At 71.0% G+C, this 15287-nt stretch carries 11 protein-coding genes and 1 tRNA gene; 6 read left to right on the top strand and 6 right to left on the bottom strand.

Annotated features, from left to right (window positions below; all coding sequences use genetic code 11):
- Window positions 1–184 precede the first annotated feature (184 nt).
- The 4 genes from RI578_RS09170 to RI578_RS09155 form a co-directional block, all read right to left on the bottom strand.
- On the bottom strand, window positions 185–1516 hold the full coding sequence (locus RI578_RS09170; RefSeq protein WP_310870654.1) for a glycoside hydrolase family 125 protein: 1332 nt from the start codon (window positions 1514–1516) through the stop codon (window positions 185–187).
- A gap of 214 nt (window positions 1517–1730) precedes the next feature.
- Window positions 1731–2771, bottom strand: coding sequence for a LacI family DNA-binding transcriptional regulator (locus tag RI578_RS09165; protein ID WP_310870653.1), 1041 nt, complete (start codon window positions 2769–2771; stop codon window positions 1731–1733).
- Between the two features lie 43 nt (window positions 2772–2814).
- Complete coding sequence (locus RI578_RS09160) at window positions 2815–3747, bottom strand: ROK family protein (RefSeq protein WP_310870652.1); 933 nt, start codon at window positions 3745–3747, stop codon at window positions 2815–2817.
- Window positions 3744–5462 carry a class I mannose-6-phosphate isomerase gene (locus RI578_RS09155; protein WP_310870651.1) on the bottom strand — a complete coding sequence of 573 codons (1719 nt, stop codon included), beginning with the start codon at window positions 5460–5462 and terminating at the stop codon, window positions 3744–3746. The genes RI578_RS09160 and RI578_RS09155 overlap by 4 nt, the downstream gene beginning before the upstream one ends.
- Window positions 5463–5754: 292 nt before the next feature.
- On the opposite strand from RI578_RS09155, the gene RI578_RS09150 reads away from it, so the two are divergent.
- Genes RI578_RS09150 through RI578_RS09130 form a run of 5 tightly spaced genes read left to right on the top strand, consistent with a single transcriptional unit; the run spans window position 5755 to window position 13326 of the window.
- Entirely contained in the window at window positions 5755–7068 is a 1314-nt protein-coding gene (locus tag RI578_RS09150; RefSeq protein ID WP_310870650.1) for an extracellular solute-binding protein, read from the top strand.
- Entirely contained in the window at window positions 7065–8027 is a 963-nt protein-coding gene (locus RI578_RS09145) for a sugar ABC transporter permease (protein WP_310870649.1), read from the top strand. The genes RI578_RS09150 and RI578_RS09145 overlap by 4 nt, the downstream gene beginning before the upstream one ends.
- 2 nt (window positions 8028–8029) lie before the next feature.
- Window positions 8030–8845: a carbohydrate ABC transporter permease gene (locus RI578_RS09140; protein ID WP_310870648.1), complete on the top strand. Its 816-nt coding sequence runs from the start codon at window positions 8030–8032 to the stop codon at window positions 8843–8845.
- Between the two features lie 48 nt (window positions 8846–8893).
- Window positions 8894–10147: a glycoside hydrolase family 76 protein gene (locus RI578_RS09135; RefSeq protein WP_310870647.1), complete on the top strand. Its 1254-nt coding sequence runs from the start codon at window positions 8894–8896 to the stop codon at window positions 10145–10147.
- Window positions 10148–10197: 50 nt separating this feature from the next.
- Complete coding sequence (locus RI578_RS09130; protein WP_310870646.1) at window positions 10198–13326, top strand: glycoside hydrolase family 38 C-terminal domain-containing protein; 3129 nt, start codon at window positions 10198–10200, stop codon at window positions 13324–13326.
- 54 nt (window positions 13327–13380) lie between these two features.
- Here the strand turns inward: RI578_RS09130 and RI578_RS09125 are convergent.
- Window positions 13381–13466, bottom strand: a tRNA-Leu gene (locus tag RI578_RS09125).
- Window positions 13467–13550: 84 nt separating this feature from the next.
- Window positions 13551–14777 carry an MFS transporter gene (locus RI578_RS09120; protein WP_310870645.1) on the bottom strand — a complete coding sequence of 409 codons (1227 nt, stop codon included), beginning with the start codon at window positions 14775–14777 and terminating at the stop codon, window positions 13551–13553.
- A 143-nt stretch (window positions 14778–14920) separates the two neighbouring features.
- On the opposite strand from RI578_RS09120, the gene RI578_RS09115 reads away from it, so the two are divergent.
- Window positions 14921–15262, top strand: a complete 342-nt coding sequence (locus RI578_RS09115; protein ID WP_310870644.1) for a helix-turn-helix domain-containing protein — start codon at window positions 14921–14923, stop codon at window positions 15260–15262.
- The last annotated feature ends 25 nt before the right edge of the window (window positions 15263–15287 follow it).

Here is a 15287-nt window from a genome sequence, read left to right as displayed (position 1 = left end):
AGCCGCAGTCGCCTCCATCCGACGCTCGTTTCGGCCCTGCGGCGCCCATGCGCCCACGGCACAACCGAACAGCGGCAACGTCCGCGCCCGAGAGGTGCACGGGTCCAGTGCGGGACTGCCGTCCTGCTCCAGTCAGCCGGCGCCGCGGTCGCGCGAGGTGCCGAGGAGTGCTCCCAGCTCTTGGTCAGAGCCTGTCAGCCGGAGACGCCGGCCTGTCATCCGAGGACCACAGGAGCCGGTTGCCGAGTCCGGCGATGTCCAGAGCGAGTTCGGCGTACATGGCGTTGGCCCAGGAGAACCAGGGGCGGGTGAATCGGCGGGGGTCGTCCTTGTGGAACGACTCGTGCATCTGGCCTGTGCCCGCGTCGGTCGAGAGGAGCGTTTTCAGAGCTGTGACGCGCTCTGTGCTGTCGTTGCTGGTCAGGCCCTGTACGGCGATGGCGATGGGCCAGATGTGATCATCGGGTGTGTGCGGGCTGCCGACGCCCTCGGCGGCTGTTCCCCGGTGCCAGGTGGGGTTCGCCGGCGAGAGGGCGAACTTCCGGGTGGCTAGGTATACCGCGTCCGTGGCGGGGACGTTCGCGATCAGGGGCAGTGAGAGCAGTCCGGGCATGTTGGCGTCGTCCATCAGGAGCGCGTTGCCCCTGCCGTCCACCTCATACGCGTAGATCAAACCGAACTCGGGGTGATGGACGGTGCCTTGCCGCATGGTGGCCGCTCGCAGTTCCGCCGCCAGTTGGGCGGCGCTTTCGGCGAGCTCTGTGTCGTCCACGTGGCGGGCCAGTTCGGCGACGCCGTCGAGGGCGGCGGCGGCACACAGGTTCGCGGGGACGTTGTAGCCGTAGCGACACGCGTCGTCGCTGGGACGGAATCCGCTCCAGGTCATCCCGGTCCGGGCCACAGGCGTACCTCGCCCCGCGTTCTGGAGGGTGTCGCTCGGTGGACAGTCCCGGCGCAGGAAGCGGTAGGCGGAGAGGCGCTCGTGGTCCTGCTCCGTGCGCCACACCGCGATGACGGTGCGCGCTGTCCGGAGCGCCAGAGGCACGTGATCGGTTCGTCCGGTCGCCGCCCAGAAGCGGTGGGCCAGCAGGAGAGGGAAGGCCAGGGAGTCGACCTCGTACTTCTCCTCCCACACCCACGGATCCGCGCACAGGTCGCCCGGGTCGTGCGCCTGCCCGGTGGGTTCGGCGTTGAAGGCGTTGGCGTAGGGATTGTGTGCGATCTGCTGGAACTGGCGGCGCAGCACGGCGAGCAGGAGTTCCTGCAGGGCCGTGTCCTCTCGCACGAGGGCCAGGTAGGGCATCATCTGCGTCGAGGAGTCGCGCAGCCACATGGCGGGGATGTCGCCGGTCACGACGAAGGCGGTGCCGTCGGGCATGGGCCGGATGGTGCGCGCCAGGGTGTCGTCCAGGCAGCGCACCAGCGTCCGGCCGAGGCGCGGATCGCCGAGCTCGTCCAGTCGGTGCACTGCCTGCTGGACGACGGGGTGGTCTTCGACACTGGTGGGAAAGCGCATGGAGCAGCCTTTCGGCGGTCGGCCGACAGTGGTCTCCGCGTCACGGGGCGGGAGCGGTGCGGCACACGCCTCTTGCGGCACCGCCCGTCGACAACGGAGATGCGGGGATGCGGGGATGCGGGGATGCGGGGATGAGGGGATGCGGAAATACCGCGTCACCGCGATACCGCGATACCGCGATACGGGGCGGCCAGGGCCGTCGCGGACGGAGGTGTCAGGCGTCGGCGGGTGGACGGCCCGGCTGCTGTCCGGAGGGTGTGCCGTGGCGGACGACGCGGGTGGGTACGGAGATGCGGCGGGAGGCCGGAGGCGCCGTGTCGTGGTGTTCGAGTCGGTCGATCAGCAGACGTGCGGCCTGGCGCCCGATCTCGTCGGCGTCGTAGGAGACGAGGGTCAGCGGCAGGCCGAGGACGTCGGACAGGTCGAAGTCGTCGAAACCGGCGAGGGGGAGCGTGGTTCCCGCCTTGTACAGGGCCCGGATCGCGCCCTGGCTGATGCGGTTGTTCGTGCAGAACAGAGCGGTGGGCGGTTCGGCCTGCCCGAGCAGGTCGAGCGCTGCCTGCTCCGCGGTCGCGGAGTCGACCAGGCCCTGGCGGATGAGGGCGTGGTCCGGCGCGATGCCGATCTCCTCGTGTGCCGCCCAGAAGCCCCGCAGACGCTCGGCGCCGGTGTAGAGCGCCGGCGGATTGCCGAGGAAGGCGACACGGGTGTGTCCCTCGGCCAGGAGGCAGGCGGTGGCTTCGCGCGCGCCGTGGAAGTCCTCGACCAGGACGCAGTCGGTGTCCAGTCCGGCGGGCGGCCGCGCGGCGAAGACGACCGGGACGTGCCGCATGGCGCGGGCCAGGTGCTGCTGCCGGCTGCCCGCAGGGACGACGATCAGCCCTTCGACCTGGTGGTCGACGAGCCCGTCGATGAGTTCGGGTTCCCGGTCGGCCTGCTCGCCGGAGTTGCTGAGCAGCATGCGCAGGCCGTACTGCGTCGCGACTTCCTGGACACCGAGCGCGAGACGGGAGTAGAAGGGGTTGGCCAGGTTGGTGACCACGAGGCCGATCATCCCGCTGCCCCCGAGGCGGAGACTGCGCGCGGTCTGGTTGCGGCGGTAGCCCAGCTGGTCGACCGCCGCGTAGACCCGCTCGCGGGTCGAATCCGACACGCCCGGGTCGTTCTTGAGCACGCGTGAGACGGTCATGGCGCTGACCTGCGCCAGCTTGCCGACGTCCAGCATGGTCGGCCCGCTGCCCCGGCGAGCGGTCATGCGCCTGCCCTTTCTGCTGCCTGCCTGCACGGGCGCCCGGTCCTCACGGAGCGTCCGATGTGTCCTGTGCCCAGTGAGCCGCCCCGATCAAAGGGGCCTCCTCGGGATGCCGGGCCGGCAGGACAGGAACGTCCGCTCTGTCGGCCGAACCCAGCCCCGTGGTGAGCGCAGGGTGGATCAAGTCCCACGACTGTGCCATGGAACCACCGATGACCACCGCGGTGGCTGCGAAGCGGTCGATCCATGGGGCCAGAGCCCGGCCGAGTGCGTCGAAAGCGTAGCGGAAGACCTCCACGGCCGCGGCGTCGCCCTTCGTGGCGCGCGCGGCCAGCTCGTCGACGTCGGGGAGCCGGGCAGCGCCCGCCGCCGTGGAACGGCCGTACAGGGCGCGGATGCCACGGCGCGAGACGGTGTCCTCCAGCGGTCGGCCGTGCACCGTGAGGTGGTGCACGTGTCCGCTCGGCGGGACCCCGGGGCCGGTGTGGACGGGACGGCCCGCGGACAGGAAGGAGGAACCCACGCCCGTGCCCAGCGTCAGACAGACGACCCGGTCGTGGCCGGTGGCGGCGCCGGCGCCGTACTCGCCGATGGCGAACGCGTCGGCGTCGTTGAGGAAGCACAGCTTCTCGGACCGGCCGCGCAGCCGCTCCCGCAGGCCCGCCCCGACATCGACGCCGGAGAGGGACTCGAACTTGCCCACGCCGGTGAAGCGGCCGATACCGGTGTCGTAGTCGAAGGGGCCGGGCATGGCCACGCCCCAGCGCGGGCTGTGCCCGGCCGGCAGGGCCAGGGCTGCCGCGGCGATGCCGTCGAGGATGGCGTCGGCGCCCGCCTGCGAGGGCAGCGGCTTGCGGATCACCGTGGACGGATCGGGGCGGCTCGTGGCGGGGTTCACGAGCGCGGCGGTCACATGCGTACCGCCGATGTCGAGGACCGGGACGGGCACGCCGGCCCGCCCGGTGGAGGCCGGCGTCACGGCTCGACCACCAGCGCCTTGACGATCCGCACCTCGTCGTCGCCCAGCGCGCGCACGCGGTAGGGGCCCACGGCGGCGGGAATCGTGATGGTCTCCGCGAACGCGAGGGAATGGGTGCGACCGTCGCGGGTCTCGATGACGGCGCCTCGGCCGGCGGCGACGTTGAGGATGTGGAAGCGGCCCGCGGTGTCGTCGAAGATGTCGGCGCCCGATGCCACGACAAGGCGGTGCACCGCGTAGAACATCTCGGGCAGGGCGCCGATGACCTCTTCGCGCCAGCCCTCGCCGGCACGGAGCGTGCGCGGCTGCTGGACGAGGTCCTTCGTGACGTCCTCACCGCGCCTGGCCGTGTCCAGGTTGGCGAAGGCGTGCTGGTAGGGCAGGGGCCGGGAGGCGCCGGCGGCGTCCTTGCGCAGCCAGTCGTAGAACCGGAGCGAGTACAGGTAGGGGGTCGCGCTCACTTCCAGCACCAGGTTGCCCGCGCCGGAGGCGTGGGGGGTACCGGCCGGGATCATGAACAGCTGGCCCACGGTCGCCGGATGCGCTTGGACGTGTTCCTCGACGGGCATGGGGGTGCCGTGGGCGATGGCGTCCTCCACCTGGCGCCGCATGATCTCGGGGTCGGCCTCCTCGGTGAGCCCCAGGAGCACCTGTGCGCCGTCCTCGGCGGCTGTGACGTAGTACGTCTCGTGCTGTGTGTACGGCCAGCCGAACACTTCCCGCATGTACTGCTCCCGCGGGTGAAGGTGCAGGGACAGGTTGCCGCCCCCCATCGTGTCGAGGTAGTCGAACCGGATCGGGAAGGACGTCCCGAACCGGCGGTGCACGTCCGCACCCAGCAGATCCTCGGGGTGCTCGACGCAGAGCAGCTGGAACGGCAGCTCGACCTGGGCCCCGTCCTGCTCGCCGACGAGAACTCCGGCCTCGGGGGCGATCAGTTCGTAACCGAGGGCGGTGTTGCCGGCCCGGGGAGTGAAGCCCAGCTCGCTCGCCGCCCACTGGCCGCCCCACGGGGTGGAGTTGAAGTAGGGGCGGGTGCGTACCGGGCCGCGGGCCAGGTGCGCCAGGGTGCCGCGGAGCGCGGTCCCGTCAAGCGCGGCCGGCGCGGCCGTGTCCCGCAGGTCGATCCACCGGTCGACTCGGCCGACGATCGCGTCACGGTGCCGGTCCAGCACGGGCCAGTCGGTGTAGAACAGGCGGACCAGATCGCCCGGTTCGCCCGGGCGTCCGAGGTTGACGCCGACCGGCAGCTCGCCCTTCGACACAGCCGCCTCGGCGTACCGCTTGGGCAGGTCCGCGTACCAGAGCACGTCCGGCCCGCACAGTGCGGCGCCCGGCCCGAACACCACCAGCACGCCGTCCGGCCCGGGCCGCTCGGGCCGCGGAACGGTGTCGAACAGGTCCGCGACCTGCGCGCGGGACAGCGGGGTGAAGAACGGGTCGTCGGCGGGAACCGGCCGGGCGACCAGCCGCTCGGCGGCTGCCGCCGCGTAGTGGTCGCGGACGTCGAGCAGGTGCACGTCGCGGCCCGCCGCGCGCACGGCGCCCGCGAGGCCGTCGGACAGCGCGGCCCAGTCAAGGGCCGCGGGACCGTCGACGGCCAGGACGAGCGGTTCGCCCGGCAGATCCGCGGCCAGGGCCGGCCAGCCCGCGGTCACCTCCCCGCCGGTGGGCCGGTAGCTGGGGTGGGTGTCGTACGAACGAGGCGCGGGCACGGCTGCTCCTTACTCGGTTCCATGAGTGAGTTAACGATAACAGTCCCTGGCTGGAGGAGTCCATGGATGTCATGTGGGGCTGACGCGGCGCTTAGGCGCCTCTGGCCTGCATATTTACCCGACTTCTTCATGTCGGGTGATTCTTTTCCTTCTGAACCCTTGCTACCGCAGGAATGGTGTCGTTAACCTCCACGCAACACACACTCGGCAGATCCCGGGCCTGATCGGTGCCCTGCGTGCCCTGTGATTCACATCCGGCCATCTATGTGGCCCGATTCCGTGAAGGTGATCAATGTCAGCAACGGGCAGGACCGGCAGCGCGGCTGGGCCGCTGGCTCGGCGTCGCTTCCTCGCCGGGGTGGCCGCCGGCGCGGCCGCCGTGACGGCGGGAGGATGCGCCCGGGGCGAGAGCACCTCCGCGCAGCCGGGAACCACGAGCATCTCCAATGACAACGCCACCTGGGACGACGGCTACCGCTCGGCCGGCGGCGAGCTGAAGAAGATCACCGGTTTCGCGCTCCGGCCGCTGTCGAATCCGTCGGTGACCTCCTACCAGCAGGTCGTGCAGATGACCTTGCAGACGTCGAAGTCCTCCGACCTCGTCAAGTGGGCGTCGGGCTATCAGCTCAAGCGTCTGGCGCGGGCCGGCGGGCTCACCGACCTGACCCGGGTCTGGGAGCGGTACGCGGCCAAGGGGTGGGTGCGGACGGCCTCGCGGGACGCGGTCTCGTACCGCGGCAAGGCGCTCGGGATCCCGATGTACGAGTCGTACTACGTGCTCTTCTACAGCAAGCCGGTGTTCAAGAAGCTGGGCCTGGCCGAACCGGGGAGCTGGTCCGAGCTTCTGCACTGCGCCGAGGTCCTCAAGCGCAACGGGATCACGCCGTTCCTGGCGAGTCAGGCCGGTGGCTGGCCGGCGATCGAGTGGTTCCAGGAACTGGTCAGCAAGGTCGATCCGCGCTTCTACCAGCGTCTGGTGGACGGCGACGCCTCCTACACCGATGCTCCGGCGCGCCGGGCGATGGACATCTGGCACGACTTCATGCGCAAGGGCTGGATGACGGCGCCCGACTTCGACCAGGCCCGCGGTCCCGGCGCCCTGAAGGAGGCCGAGGTGGGCATGTTCCTGCACGGCACCTGGCAGGCGGCGGGGATGTCGGCGGCAGGCATGAAGCCGGGCACGGACTACGGCGCCTTCATCCTCCCCGCCGTGCGTTCCTCCACTCCGAAGAGTGTGATCGCCGAGTCGGGTGTCTTCGTGGTGCCCAGCCGCGCCTCCTCCCACGACGCCGCCATGGCCAACGTCGGCGCCTGGCTCGACCCGTCCGTCCAGCGGGTGTGGAGCGACTTCCTGCAGGACAGTTCCGCCAACCCGAAGGTGCGCGCCGGCAACCCGGTGGTGGCCGGCCTCCAGCGCGACATCGTCCGCAATCGCCGGATGCCGCTGGTGCGCTACTGGGAGGCCAGTCCGCCCAGCCTCATCCAGGGCAACACCAACGACCTCGGTGGATTCATGGCCGGGCAGACCTCCCCGGCCACCACACTGCGCCGGATGCAGGAGCGCGCACAAGACGAATGGGCGGCCTGGAAGCGAGACGAAGCATGAGCAGCACCTCTACGACAGACCGGCGACCCCCGACGGCCCCCGGCAAGCCGCCGGCGCCCCGGAGCGCGAAGCGGCACGACCTCCGGGCGCCGGTGTGGCGCACCGCGCGTGAACGCCTGGCGGCCGGCGGGTTCATGGCTCCGGCCGTCCTCCTGGTCTCGCTGTTCCTGCTGGCCCCGTTCGCGTGGACCCTCTACCGCAGCCTCTTCAGCGACACGCGGACCTCGCCGTTCGCCTGGTTCGACAACTACGCGCTGTTCGCCTCGGACCCGGCCCTGTTCCGCTCCATCCAGAACACGCTGCTGTGGGTGGTGGGCACGGTCGCGCTCCCGTTCGTGCTCGGGCTCGCCATCGCCTGCATGACCGGCTCCAGCCGCCTGTCACGCCTAGCGCGGCTGTGTGTGGTGCTGCCCTACGCGCTGTCGGGATCCGCGGTGGCGGTCGTGTGGAACTTCATGCTCACCACGGACGGCGCCGTCAACCAGGTCCTGAACGGCGTCGGGCTCGGCTCGCTGGCCCAGGGATGGCTGCTGACCTGGCCCGGCAACACCCTCGTGATGATCCTCGCCAACGCCTGGCAGGCCACCGGCGTGGCCGTCATCCTCTTCCTGGTCGGGCTGCAGTCCATCCCGCCCGAGACTCTGGAGGCCGGCTCCCTGGACGGTGCGGGCGGCTGGCAGCAGTTCCGGCACATCGTCCTGCCGCAGCTGCGCCCGGTGTCGATCATCGTGATCGGCATGAGCCTGGTCAACGGCCTCAAGTCGTTCGACCTGATCTGGGTGCTCACCCAGGGCGGCCCCGGGCGGGCCACCGAGACCCTCGCCGTGTCCATGTACAACGAGACCTTCCTGGAGTTGCGGCCCGGCGCGGGAGCGGCGATCGCGGTCGTCCTCACCGTGATCGTGCTGGCCGCCTCCTGGCTCTACCTGCGCCGCCAGCTCGACGTGAAAGGCGTGTGACGATGTCCCTGGGCCGAGTTCTGCGCAACGCCACCCTCGTGATCCTCGCCGTGCTGTGGCTGGTCCCCACCTGGCTCCTCGTCGTCAACGCGCTGGTACCCGCGGGAAGTTACTCCGGGAGTCCGCACTGGCTGCCCCGGGACTTCGGGCTGTTCGACAACATGTCCCAGGCCTGGGACAAGGCCAACCTGGGCCCGGCTCTCGGCAACAGCCTGCTGTACGCCGTGGTCAGCGCGGTGGCCGCCGCGGTGATCGCCAGTTTCGCCGCCTTCGCCACGATCATCATGCCGGTCAGGCACCAGGCCCTGTGGTTCTGGGTGATCTACTCCGGCACCCTGCTGCCGCTGCAGGTCTTCATCCGTCCCCTGTTCCTGTCCTACGCACACACCTCGCTCTACGACACCCAGACCGGTCTCGTGCTCATCTACACGGCGATCGCGGTCCCGTTCGCGTTCTTCGTCATGCGCAACTACGCCCTGACGCTGCCGCGGGAAGTCGTGGAGGCCGCACGTATGGACGGCGCGTCCTGGTGGCGGGTCTTCTGGCAGATCTACGCCCCGCTGACCCGGTCCGCCATGATCGCCGTGTTCGTCTTCCAGTTCGTGGCGGTATGGAACGATCTGATGTTCGGCATCACGATGGTCACCAGCCGTAACATCCGGCCCGTCATGGCCGCTCTCGCCGACCTGCAGGGCAACTACTCCAACGTCGGGCCGCCCGTCGTGCTGGCCGGCGCCCTGCTGGTCTCGCTGCCGACCCTGGTGCTGTTCTTCTCCGCCCAGCGCTTCTTCGTCAGCAGTCTCAAGATCCACCGCTGAGCCCGCACGCCTCCACCTCCCTCCCCATCGTCGCGAAGGGCCACCCGCATGCTGCGATCGCTGCTCACCCGTGCCACCGCTCCCGCCGTCTGCGCCGGCCTGCTGTGGACCGCTGCCCCCGCCCACGCCGTCGTCCCCGCCGCTGCCCCCGCCCACGCCACTACGCTCGCCCACTCCGCGAGTCCCGCCCCCGCACGCCCGGTCGCCTCCAGCGTCTGGGCCGACCGCGCCACCAGCACCTATCGCGCCCTGCAGGGCCACCTGTACCAGGGCACCGACGCCCACGGGCTGTACCTGGAGCACACCCCCCGACAAGCCGCCGACCCGGAGCACTCCTATCTGTGGCCGCTCCGCGAGGCCGCGCAGGCAGCCGTCGACATGCAGGAACTGCCGAAAACCGGAGCCTCCTACCGCCGTGACGCGACTGAGCGGTTCGACACCGTCGAGCTCTACCACAGCTCCGGACCGCGCCCGGGCTACGCGTCCTACCTGCCCGCCCCGCTGGGCACGGGCGGCGACATCTACTACGACGACAACGCCGTGGTCGCCCTGAGCCAGCTCGACCAGTACGAGGCCACCGGCGACCGCCGGCTCCTGGAGCGGGCCGAACAGGTCGTGCCCGTCGTCGCCCGCGCCTGGGACGACGACGCCACCAAGCCCTGCCCGGGTGGCATGGACTGGTACGACTCGCCCGGCAACAACATCCGGGCCACCAACGTCACCGCCCTCTCCGCCCAGCTCGCCGCCCGGCTGTACGAGCACACCCGCGACCGCACCTACCTCGCCAAGGCCGAGCAGTGGTACGGCTGGGTGTATTCGTGCATGCGCAAGGCGCCCGGCCTGTACGTCAACGACCGAGGCGACGACGGCACCACCAACGAGACGCTGTGGACCTACAACTCGGGCGCCATGATCGGCACCGCCGTCGCGCTCTACCGCGGCACGGGGGACACCGGGTACCTGGACAAGGCGGTCGAGGACGCCCGCGGCTCCCTGGCCTACTGGAGTGAGGGCAGCCGACTGCACGACCAGCCGGCCGTCTTCAACGCCTTCTACTTCAAGGACCTGCTCGACCTGGACGCCGTCCGCCCCGACCCCGCCTACCTGAAGGTCATGAGCGGCTACGCGGACAGCACCTACCGGTCCAACCGGGACGCCTCCACCGGCCTGTTCCGCTTCCAGCCCTCCGGCGGCGGCGACTTCGACCCCGAGGCGCCGGCCGCGACCCTCAACCAGTCGGCCATGGTCCAGATCTTCGCCACTCTCGCCGACGCCACCCACGAGCACCGCCGGCCTTCCTGACGCGGCACCCCACGCCACCGCACCCTCAACGCAAAGGACACTCACGCACCATGCCCAAGCCACCGTTGACCCGGCAGTCCTGGTGGGACTCCGACATCGCGCGCGACATCCTCAAGGAGCGTGTGGCCACCACTGCCGGCCTGGGCGGCCTGCGGGTGCAGCTGTCGGGAGAGCCTCTACTGCGCCGCGACGGCACGGGCGGCCTGTTGCAGTCCATCCGCCTGCGGATACGCCGTCCCGACGGCGCCCCCCACCCGCGCGTCACCCGCGCCCGCGTCACCACCGGCGGGGGCACCCCCGTCCACTGCGAGCTCCTGGACGGACCAGGAGGCGACACCCGCCTCCTGGTGCCGGAGGTGGAAGCCCCCACCGGCTTGCTGATCGAGCTTCCCGAACTGGAAGAAGGCACCCGGCTCGCCTTCGAGGCACGACCGCAGCGCCACTGGACACTGCACCTGGTGCAGCACTCCCACCTCGACATCGGCTACACCGACCCGCAAGGGCGGGTCATGGCCGAGAGCCGCGCCTACCTCGACTCCCTGCTCGAACTGTGCCGTGACACCGACGAGTGGCCGGAGCCCGCCCGGTTCCGCTGGGCCGTCGAAGGCTTCCACTCCTTCCAGGACTGGCAGGCCAACCGGCCCCGGCGACAGGTGGAGCGCTTCCTCGACCGGGTCCGTGAGGGGCGCGTCGAACTCACGGCCATGCCGTTCAACCTGCACACCGAGACCTGCTCCACCGACGAACTGCACGAACTGCTCCGCCCGGTGACCGAGCTGCGCGACCGGCACGGCATCGACATCACCACCGCCATGCAGACGGACGTACCCGGCCAGGTGGTGGGCCTGCCCGACGTACTGACCGACAACGGAATCCGCTACCTGTCCGTGGCCCACAACTGGGCGGGCCGCGCGGTGCCCCACCTCGTCGGCGGAGAACACCTGCCGCGCCTGTTCCGCTGGCAGGCACCCAGTGGCAACAGCGTCCTGGTCTGGCGCACCGACACCCCGCACGGCCTGGCCTACATGGAGGGCTCGATCCTCGGCTTCGACGAGTCCTACGACCACGTCGACGACCTGCTGCCCTCCTACCTCAGCGCCCTGGCCCGGTTCCCCTATCCCCACCAGGGACGCGGCATCCCCGGCTTCCCCGCCCTCGACCTGCCCGGCACGGCCGACCCCTACCCGTGGGACGTCCTGCACCTGCGTGTGCTGGGCAAGTTCGCCGACAACGGCCCCCCGCGCCGCGTCATCTCCGACACGGTGCGCCGCTGGAACGAACAGTGGGCGTACCCGCAGCTGCGCGCCTCCCGCAACCAGGACTTCTTCGAAGACGCCGAAAAGCGCGTCGGAGACCGCCTGGAGACCTACCGGGGTGACTGGAGCGACTGGTGGGTCGACGGCGTGGGCGCCGGCGCCGTCCCCCTGGCGGCCACCCGTCGTGGGCAGGCGGCCCTCGCCGAGGCACAGACCGTGGCCGGCTACGCCCGTCTGATGAACGTCCCCGGCAGCACGGCCGTCACCGCCGGCGCTCCCGGCGTCTACCGGTCCGCCTCGCTGTTCAACGAGCACACCTGGGGAGCCGGCGACCCCTGGACCCACGGCGACCACGGCCACGGCTCCGGCGAGAAGCAGTGGCACTGGAAGTACGCCCAGGCCATGCGCGCCCACGACGACGCCGAAACCCTCCTGGACGCCGCTTCCGCGCTGCTCGGCGAGGCCTTCACCCCCGCCGCCGACGCGGCGGCCTCCTTCTACGCCGTCAACACGTGCAGCTGGCCGCGCACCGAAACCGCACGGCTCTTCCTGCCGGAGAGCACCGTCGCGCTCGGCGAGCCGGTCCAGGTCGTCGACGCGCGCACCGGCACGCCCCTGCCCTTCGCCCAGGAGGACCAGAGCAACGAACGCCACCGCGCCGCCGGCCGGTTCCTGCACGTGCCCGTCACAGACGTGCCGGCCTGCGGAGCCGTACGCCTGGACATCGTCCCCCGCGACGCAACCGCGGCCCAGGACGGCGAAGCCACCGACGCGCCCACCGAGGCCACCGTTCTGGAGAACGACCACCTGCGCGTCACCGTCGACCTGCGCGAGGCCTGCATCGCCTCCGTCATCGACAAGCGCGCCGGCCGCGAGATGGTCCGCCAGGACGCCGTCATCGGGTTCAACGGCTACGTCTACGACGAATACGCCACGGCAGGCGGCTTCAACCACCAGTCCAGCAAGACCGTCGCCGACGACTCGATGCACCTGCTCGCCTCCCGCACGACCGCACCGCCCGCGGCACTCGTCGACCGCACCACGGACGCCACCGGCCACACCCTGGTCTACGAATGCGCCCCGGCCGGCACCCGCCGACTCCGGGTGAGGGTGCACCTTCCGCACCACGCGGCCCGCATCGACATACAGAACCGCGTCGACAAGACCGGGACCCTCACCAAGGAAAGCGCCTTCTTCGCCTTCCCGTTCGCCCTCGACGACCCCACCGTGCACACGGAGGCCACGGGCGGCGTCCTGGGCACCGACCGCGAGACCGTGCCGGGCTCGGCGACCCACATGCGCGCCGTCCGGCGCTGGATCAGCCTGAGCGACGGCACCCACCACGCCGCGCTGGCGACCGCCGACGCCCCGCTCGTCCAGCTCGGCGGAATCGCGATCCCGTACGTCCCCTACCCCCAGTCGCTGCCCCAGGAGGAGCCGGCCACCGTCTTCTCCTGGGTGCACAACAACATCTGGGACACGAACTTCCCCGCCCAGCAGGCCTTCGACCACGTCTTCCGCTACAGCGTCGGCTTCGCCACGGCCGAGGAGAACACCCCGGCCGACGCCGACGAACTCGCCGCACGCGTCGCCGCCGTCACCAGCCACCCGATCGTGCCGGTCCGGGCCCGTGCCGGAGCCGGGGCGGAAACCCTGGCCGAGACACACTTCCTGGCCCTGGACGATCCCCGGGTACGACTCGTCGGGGTCACCGTCCCCGACAACGACCAACTCCTGGTGCGTCTGCAGTCGGTGGCCGACACCCCGGTCACCTGCCGCCTGAGCACCCCGTTCCGCGTCGCCCGCGCGGCCCGCACCAACTACCTGGGCCTGAACCCGAGCGACATCGGCCCGGAGCCGGACGGCGCCATCCCGGTCGACGTTCCAGCACTCGGAACGGCAGCCGTCGTCCTCCACCTGTAGTGGACATCACGCGCGGTATGAGCGTCACGGGAGAGTCGTCCACTGCGTCCGCGGTGCCCGGGGCGGGATTCGAACCCGCACGGCCCTGGAGGCCAGAGACTTTTAAGGTCCCCGTGTCTGACCGATTCCACCACCCGGGCCGGAGAGGGGCGCTCCCGGTCGGCCACCGGGAGAGGACGCCTTCCTCGGTGGCCGATGCCTCCCTGTGAGGAGGAGCGGTGCGCTCAGTCCGTTGCGGATGTCGCGGATGTCGCGGACGTCGCCGCGGGTGCGGTGCTCGGTGCGGCGGAGGCCGCCGGCTTCTTCGCCGCGGCGCGTACGGCGGTGAGCTGGAGCAGCAGCGCGGCCGCGGCGAAGCCCGCCGCCCAGAGCGGGAGTACGGAACCGCTCCAGCCGAAGGCGAAGGCCGCGCCGCCGAGGCCGGAGCCGATCGCGCTGCCGAGGTAGAGGGCGGACTCGTTGAGGGCGACGGCGACCGGGCCACCGCGTTCCCCGCGCGCTGCGAGGAGGTCGTTCTGCTGGGGGACCTGGAGCGCCCAGCCGACCGCGCCCCAGACCGCGATGGGGATCAGCGCGAGCAGCGGGGTGATGGAGGCGGTGAGCCGGAAGGCGAGCAGCGAGAGGGTGAGGATCGCCAGGATGCCGACGACCAGGGTGGCGGGCCGGCGGACCTTGTCAACGAGAGATCCGACGAGGACGCTGCCCAGCACGCCGCCGATGCCCCAGGCCCAGAGGTACGGGGTGATGTTGTCGACGCTTCCCATCGCGCCGGTGGCCATGACCGGGACGAAGTACGTGTAGAGGCCGAGGCTGGCGATGGCGGCGAGCAGGGAGACTCCGACGACCGAGGCGACGCGGGGGTCGGTGACCACCTGGGCGCGCTGGCGCAGACTCACCGTCTCGGTGGCGGGGAGCTGCGGGAGTCGCAGCAGCAGTCCGACGAGGGAGACGACGCCGATGCCGGTGACCAGCCACAGGGTGGCGCGCCAACTGGTGTGCTGGGCGATGTAGACGCCGGCGGGCACGCCGATCACGGTGCCCGAGCTCATGCCGCCCATGATCACGGCGAGGGCGCGGCCCCGGCGCTCGCGTTCGACGAGCGAGGCGGCGGCCGCCGCGGCGAGCGCCAGGTAGAGGCCCGCGCCGACGCCCGCGAAGGCGCGGGTGATCAGCAGCACGGGGAGTGAGGTGGCGAGCGCCGAGCCCGCGTTGGCCAGGGAGAAGACGGCCAGGGAGGCCAGCAGGCCGGTGCGTACGCGAGAGGCGGAGAGCAGGGTGGCGAAGATCGGGGAGGCGATGGCGTACGCCAGGGTGAAGGCGGTGACCATCTGGCCCGTGGAAGAGACGGTGGCGTCGAAGTCTGCCGCGATGGAGGGCAGCAGACCCGCGGTGACGTAGGCGTCGAGTCCCAGCGCGAAGGCGCCCAGGCCGAGCAGGTAGACGAGTTTCACTGATTCCCCATTGTTCGAAACTTCCGGTACATCGGTACATTGAGGGGTCGGGCGCGACAGGGCAAACGGGAACGACGGATTCCGGCCACGTGCGACAAGGACGGAGCAGGAGGTGGGGTGAGCGGTTGTGCGATTCTTGAGGGGTGCGCCACTACTTCCACCCGGAGATCGAGGACGTCTGCCTGCCCGACGTTCTGTTCGCGCTGAGCGACGCCACCCGTCTGGGCATCGCCGTCGCGCTCGCGGACGGCGCCGAGCGCACGGCGGGTGAACTCGGCGGTTCCCTGGCCAAGTCGACGATGACCCACCACCTCAAGGTGCTGCGCGAGGCGGGCACGCTGCGGGTGCGGTCCGAGGGCACCCGCTGCTACAACTCGCTGCGCCTGGAGGAGCTGGAGGCGCGGTTTCCCGGCCTGCTGGAGCAGCTTCTCGGCTTCGCCGTGAAGTGCGGCTACACCTCTGCCGACGCCCGCCCCCGCGAGTGACGGGGGCTCGCGCGGGGGCGGGCGC

The organism is Streptomyces sp. BB1-1-1 (assembly GCF_031597775.1).
Taxonomy (GTDB): Bacteria; Actinomycetota; Actinomycetes; order Streptomycetales; family Streptomycetaceae; genus Streptomyces; species Streptomyces thinghirensis.
This window is presented reverse-complemented; position numbering and strand designations above follow the sequence as displayed.

Bases quoted from the DNA above. Each gene is read 5' to 3' on its own strand.
- RI578_RS09135 (WP_310870647.1), top strand. From the start codon at position 8,894: ATGCTGCGATCGCTGCTCACCCGTGCCACCGCTCCCGCCGTCTGCGCC.
- RI578_RS09145 (WP_310870649.1), top strand. From the start codon at position 7,065: ATGAGCAGCACCTCTACGACAGACCGGCGACCCCCGACGGCCCCCGGC.
- RI578_RS09150 (WP_310870650.1), top strand. From the start codon at position 5,755: ATGTCAGCAACGGGCAGGACCGGCAGCGCGGCTGGGCCGCTGGCTCGG.
- RI578_RS09130 (WP_310870646.1), top strand. From the start codon at position 10,198: ATGCCCAAGCCACCGTTGACCCGGCAGTCCTGGTGGGACTCCGACATC.
- RI578_RS09170 (WP_310870654.1), bottom strand. From the start codon at position 1,516: ATGCGCTTTCCCACCAGTGTCGAAGACCACCCCGTCGTCCAGCAGGCA.
- RI578_RS09165 (WP_310870653.1), bottom strand. From the start codon at position 2,771: ATGACCGCTCGCCGGGGCAGCGGGCCGACCATGCTGGACGTCGGCAAG.
- RI578_RS09140 (WP_310870648.1), top strand. From the start codon at position 8,030: ATGTCCCTGGGCCGAGTTCTGCGCAACGCCACCCTCGTGATCCTCGCC.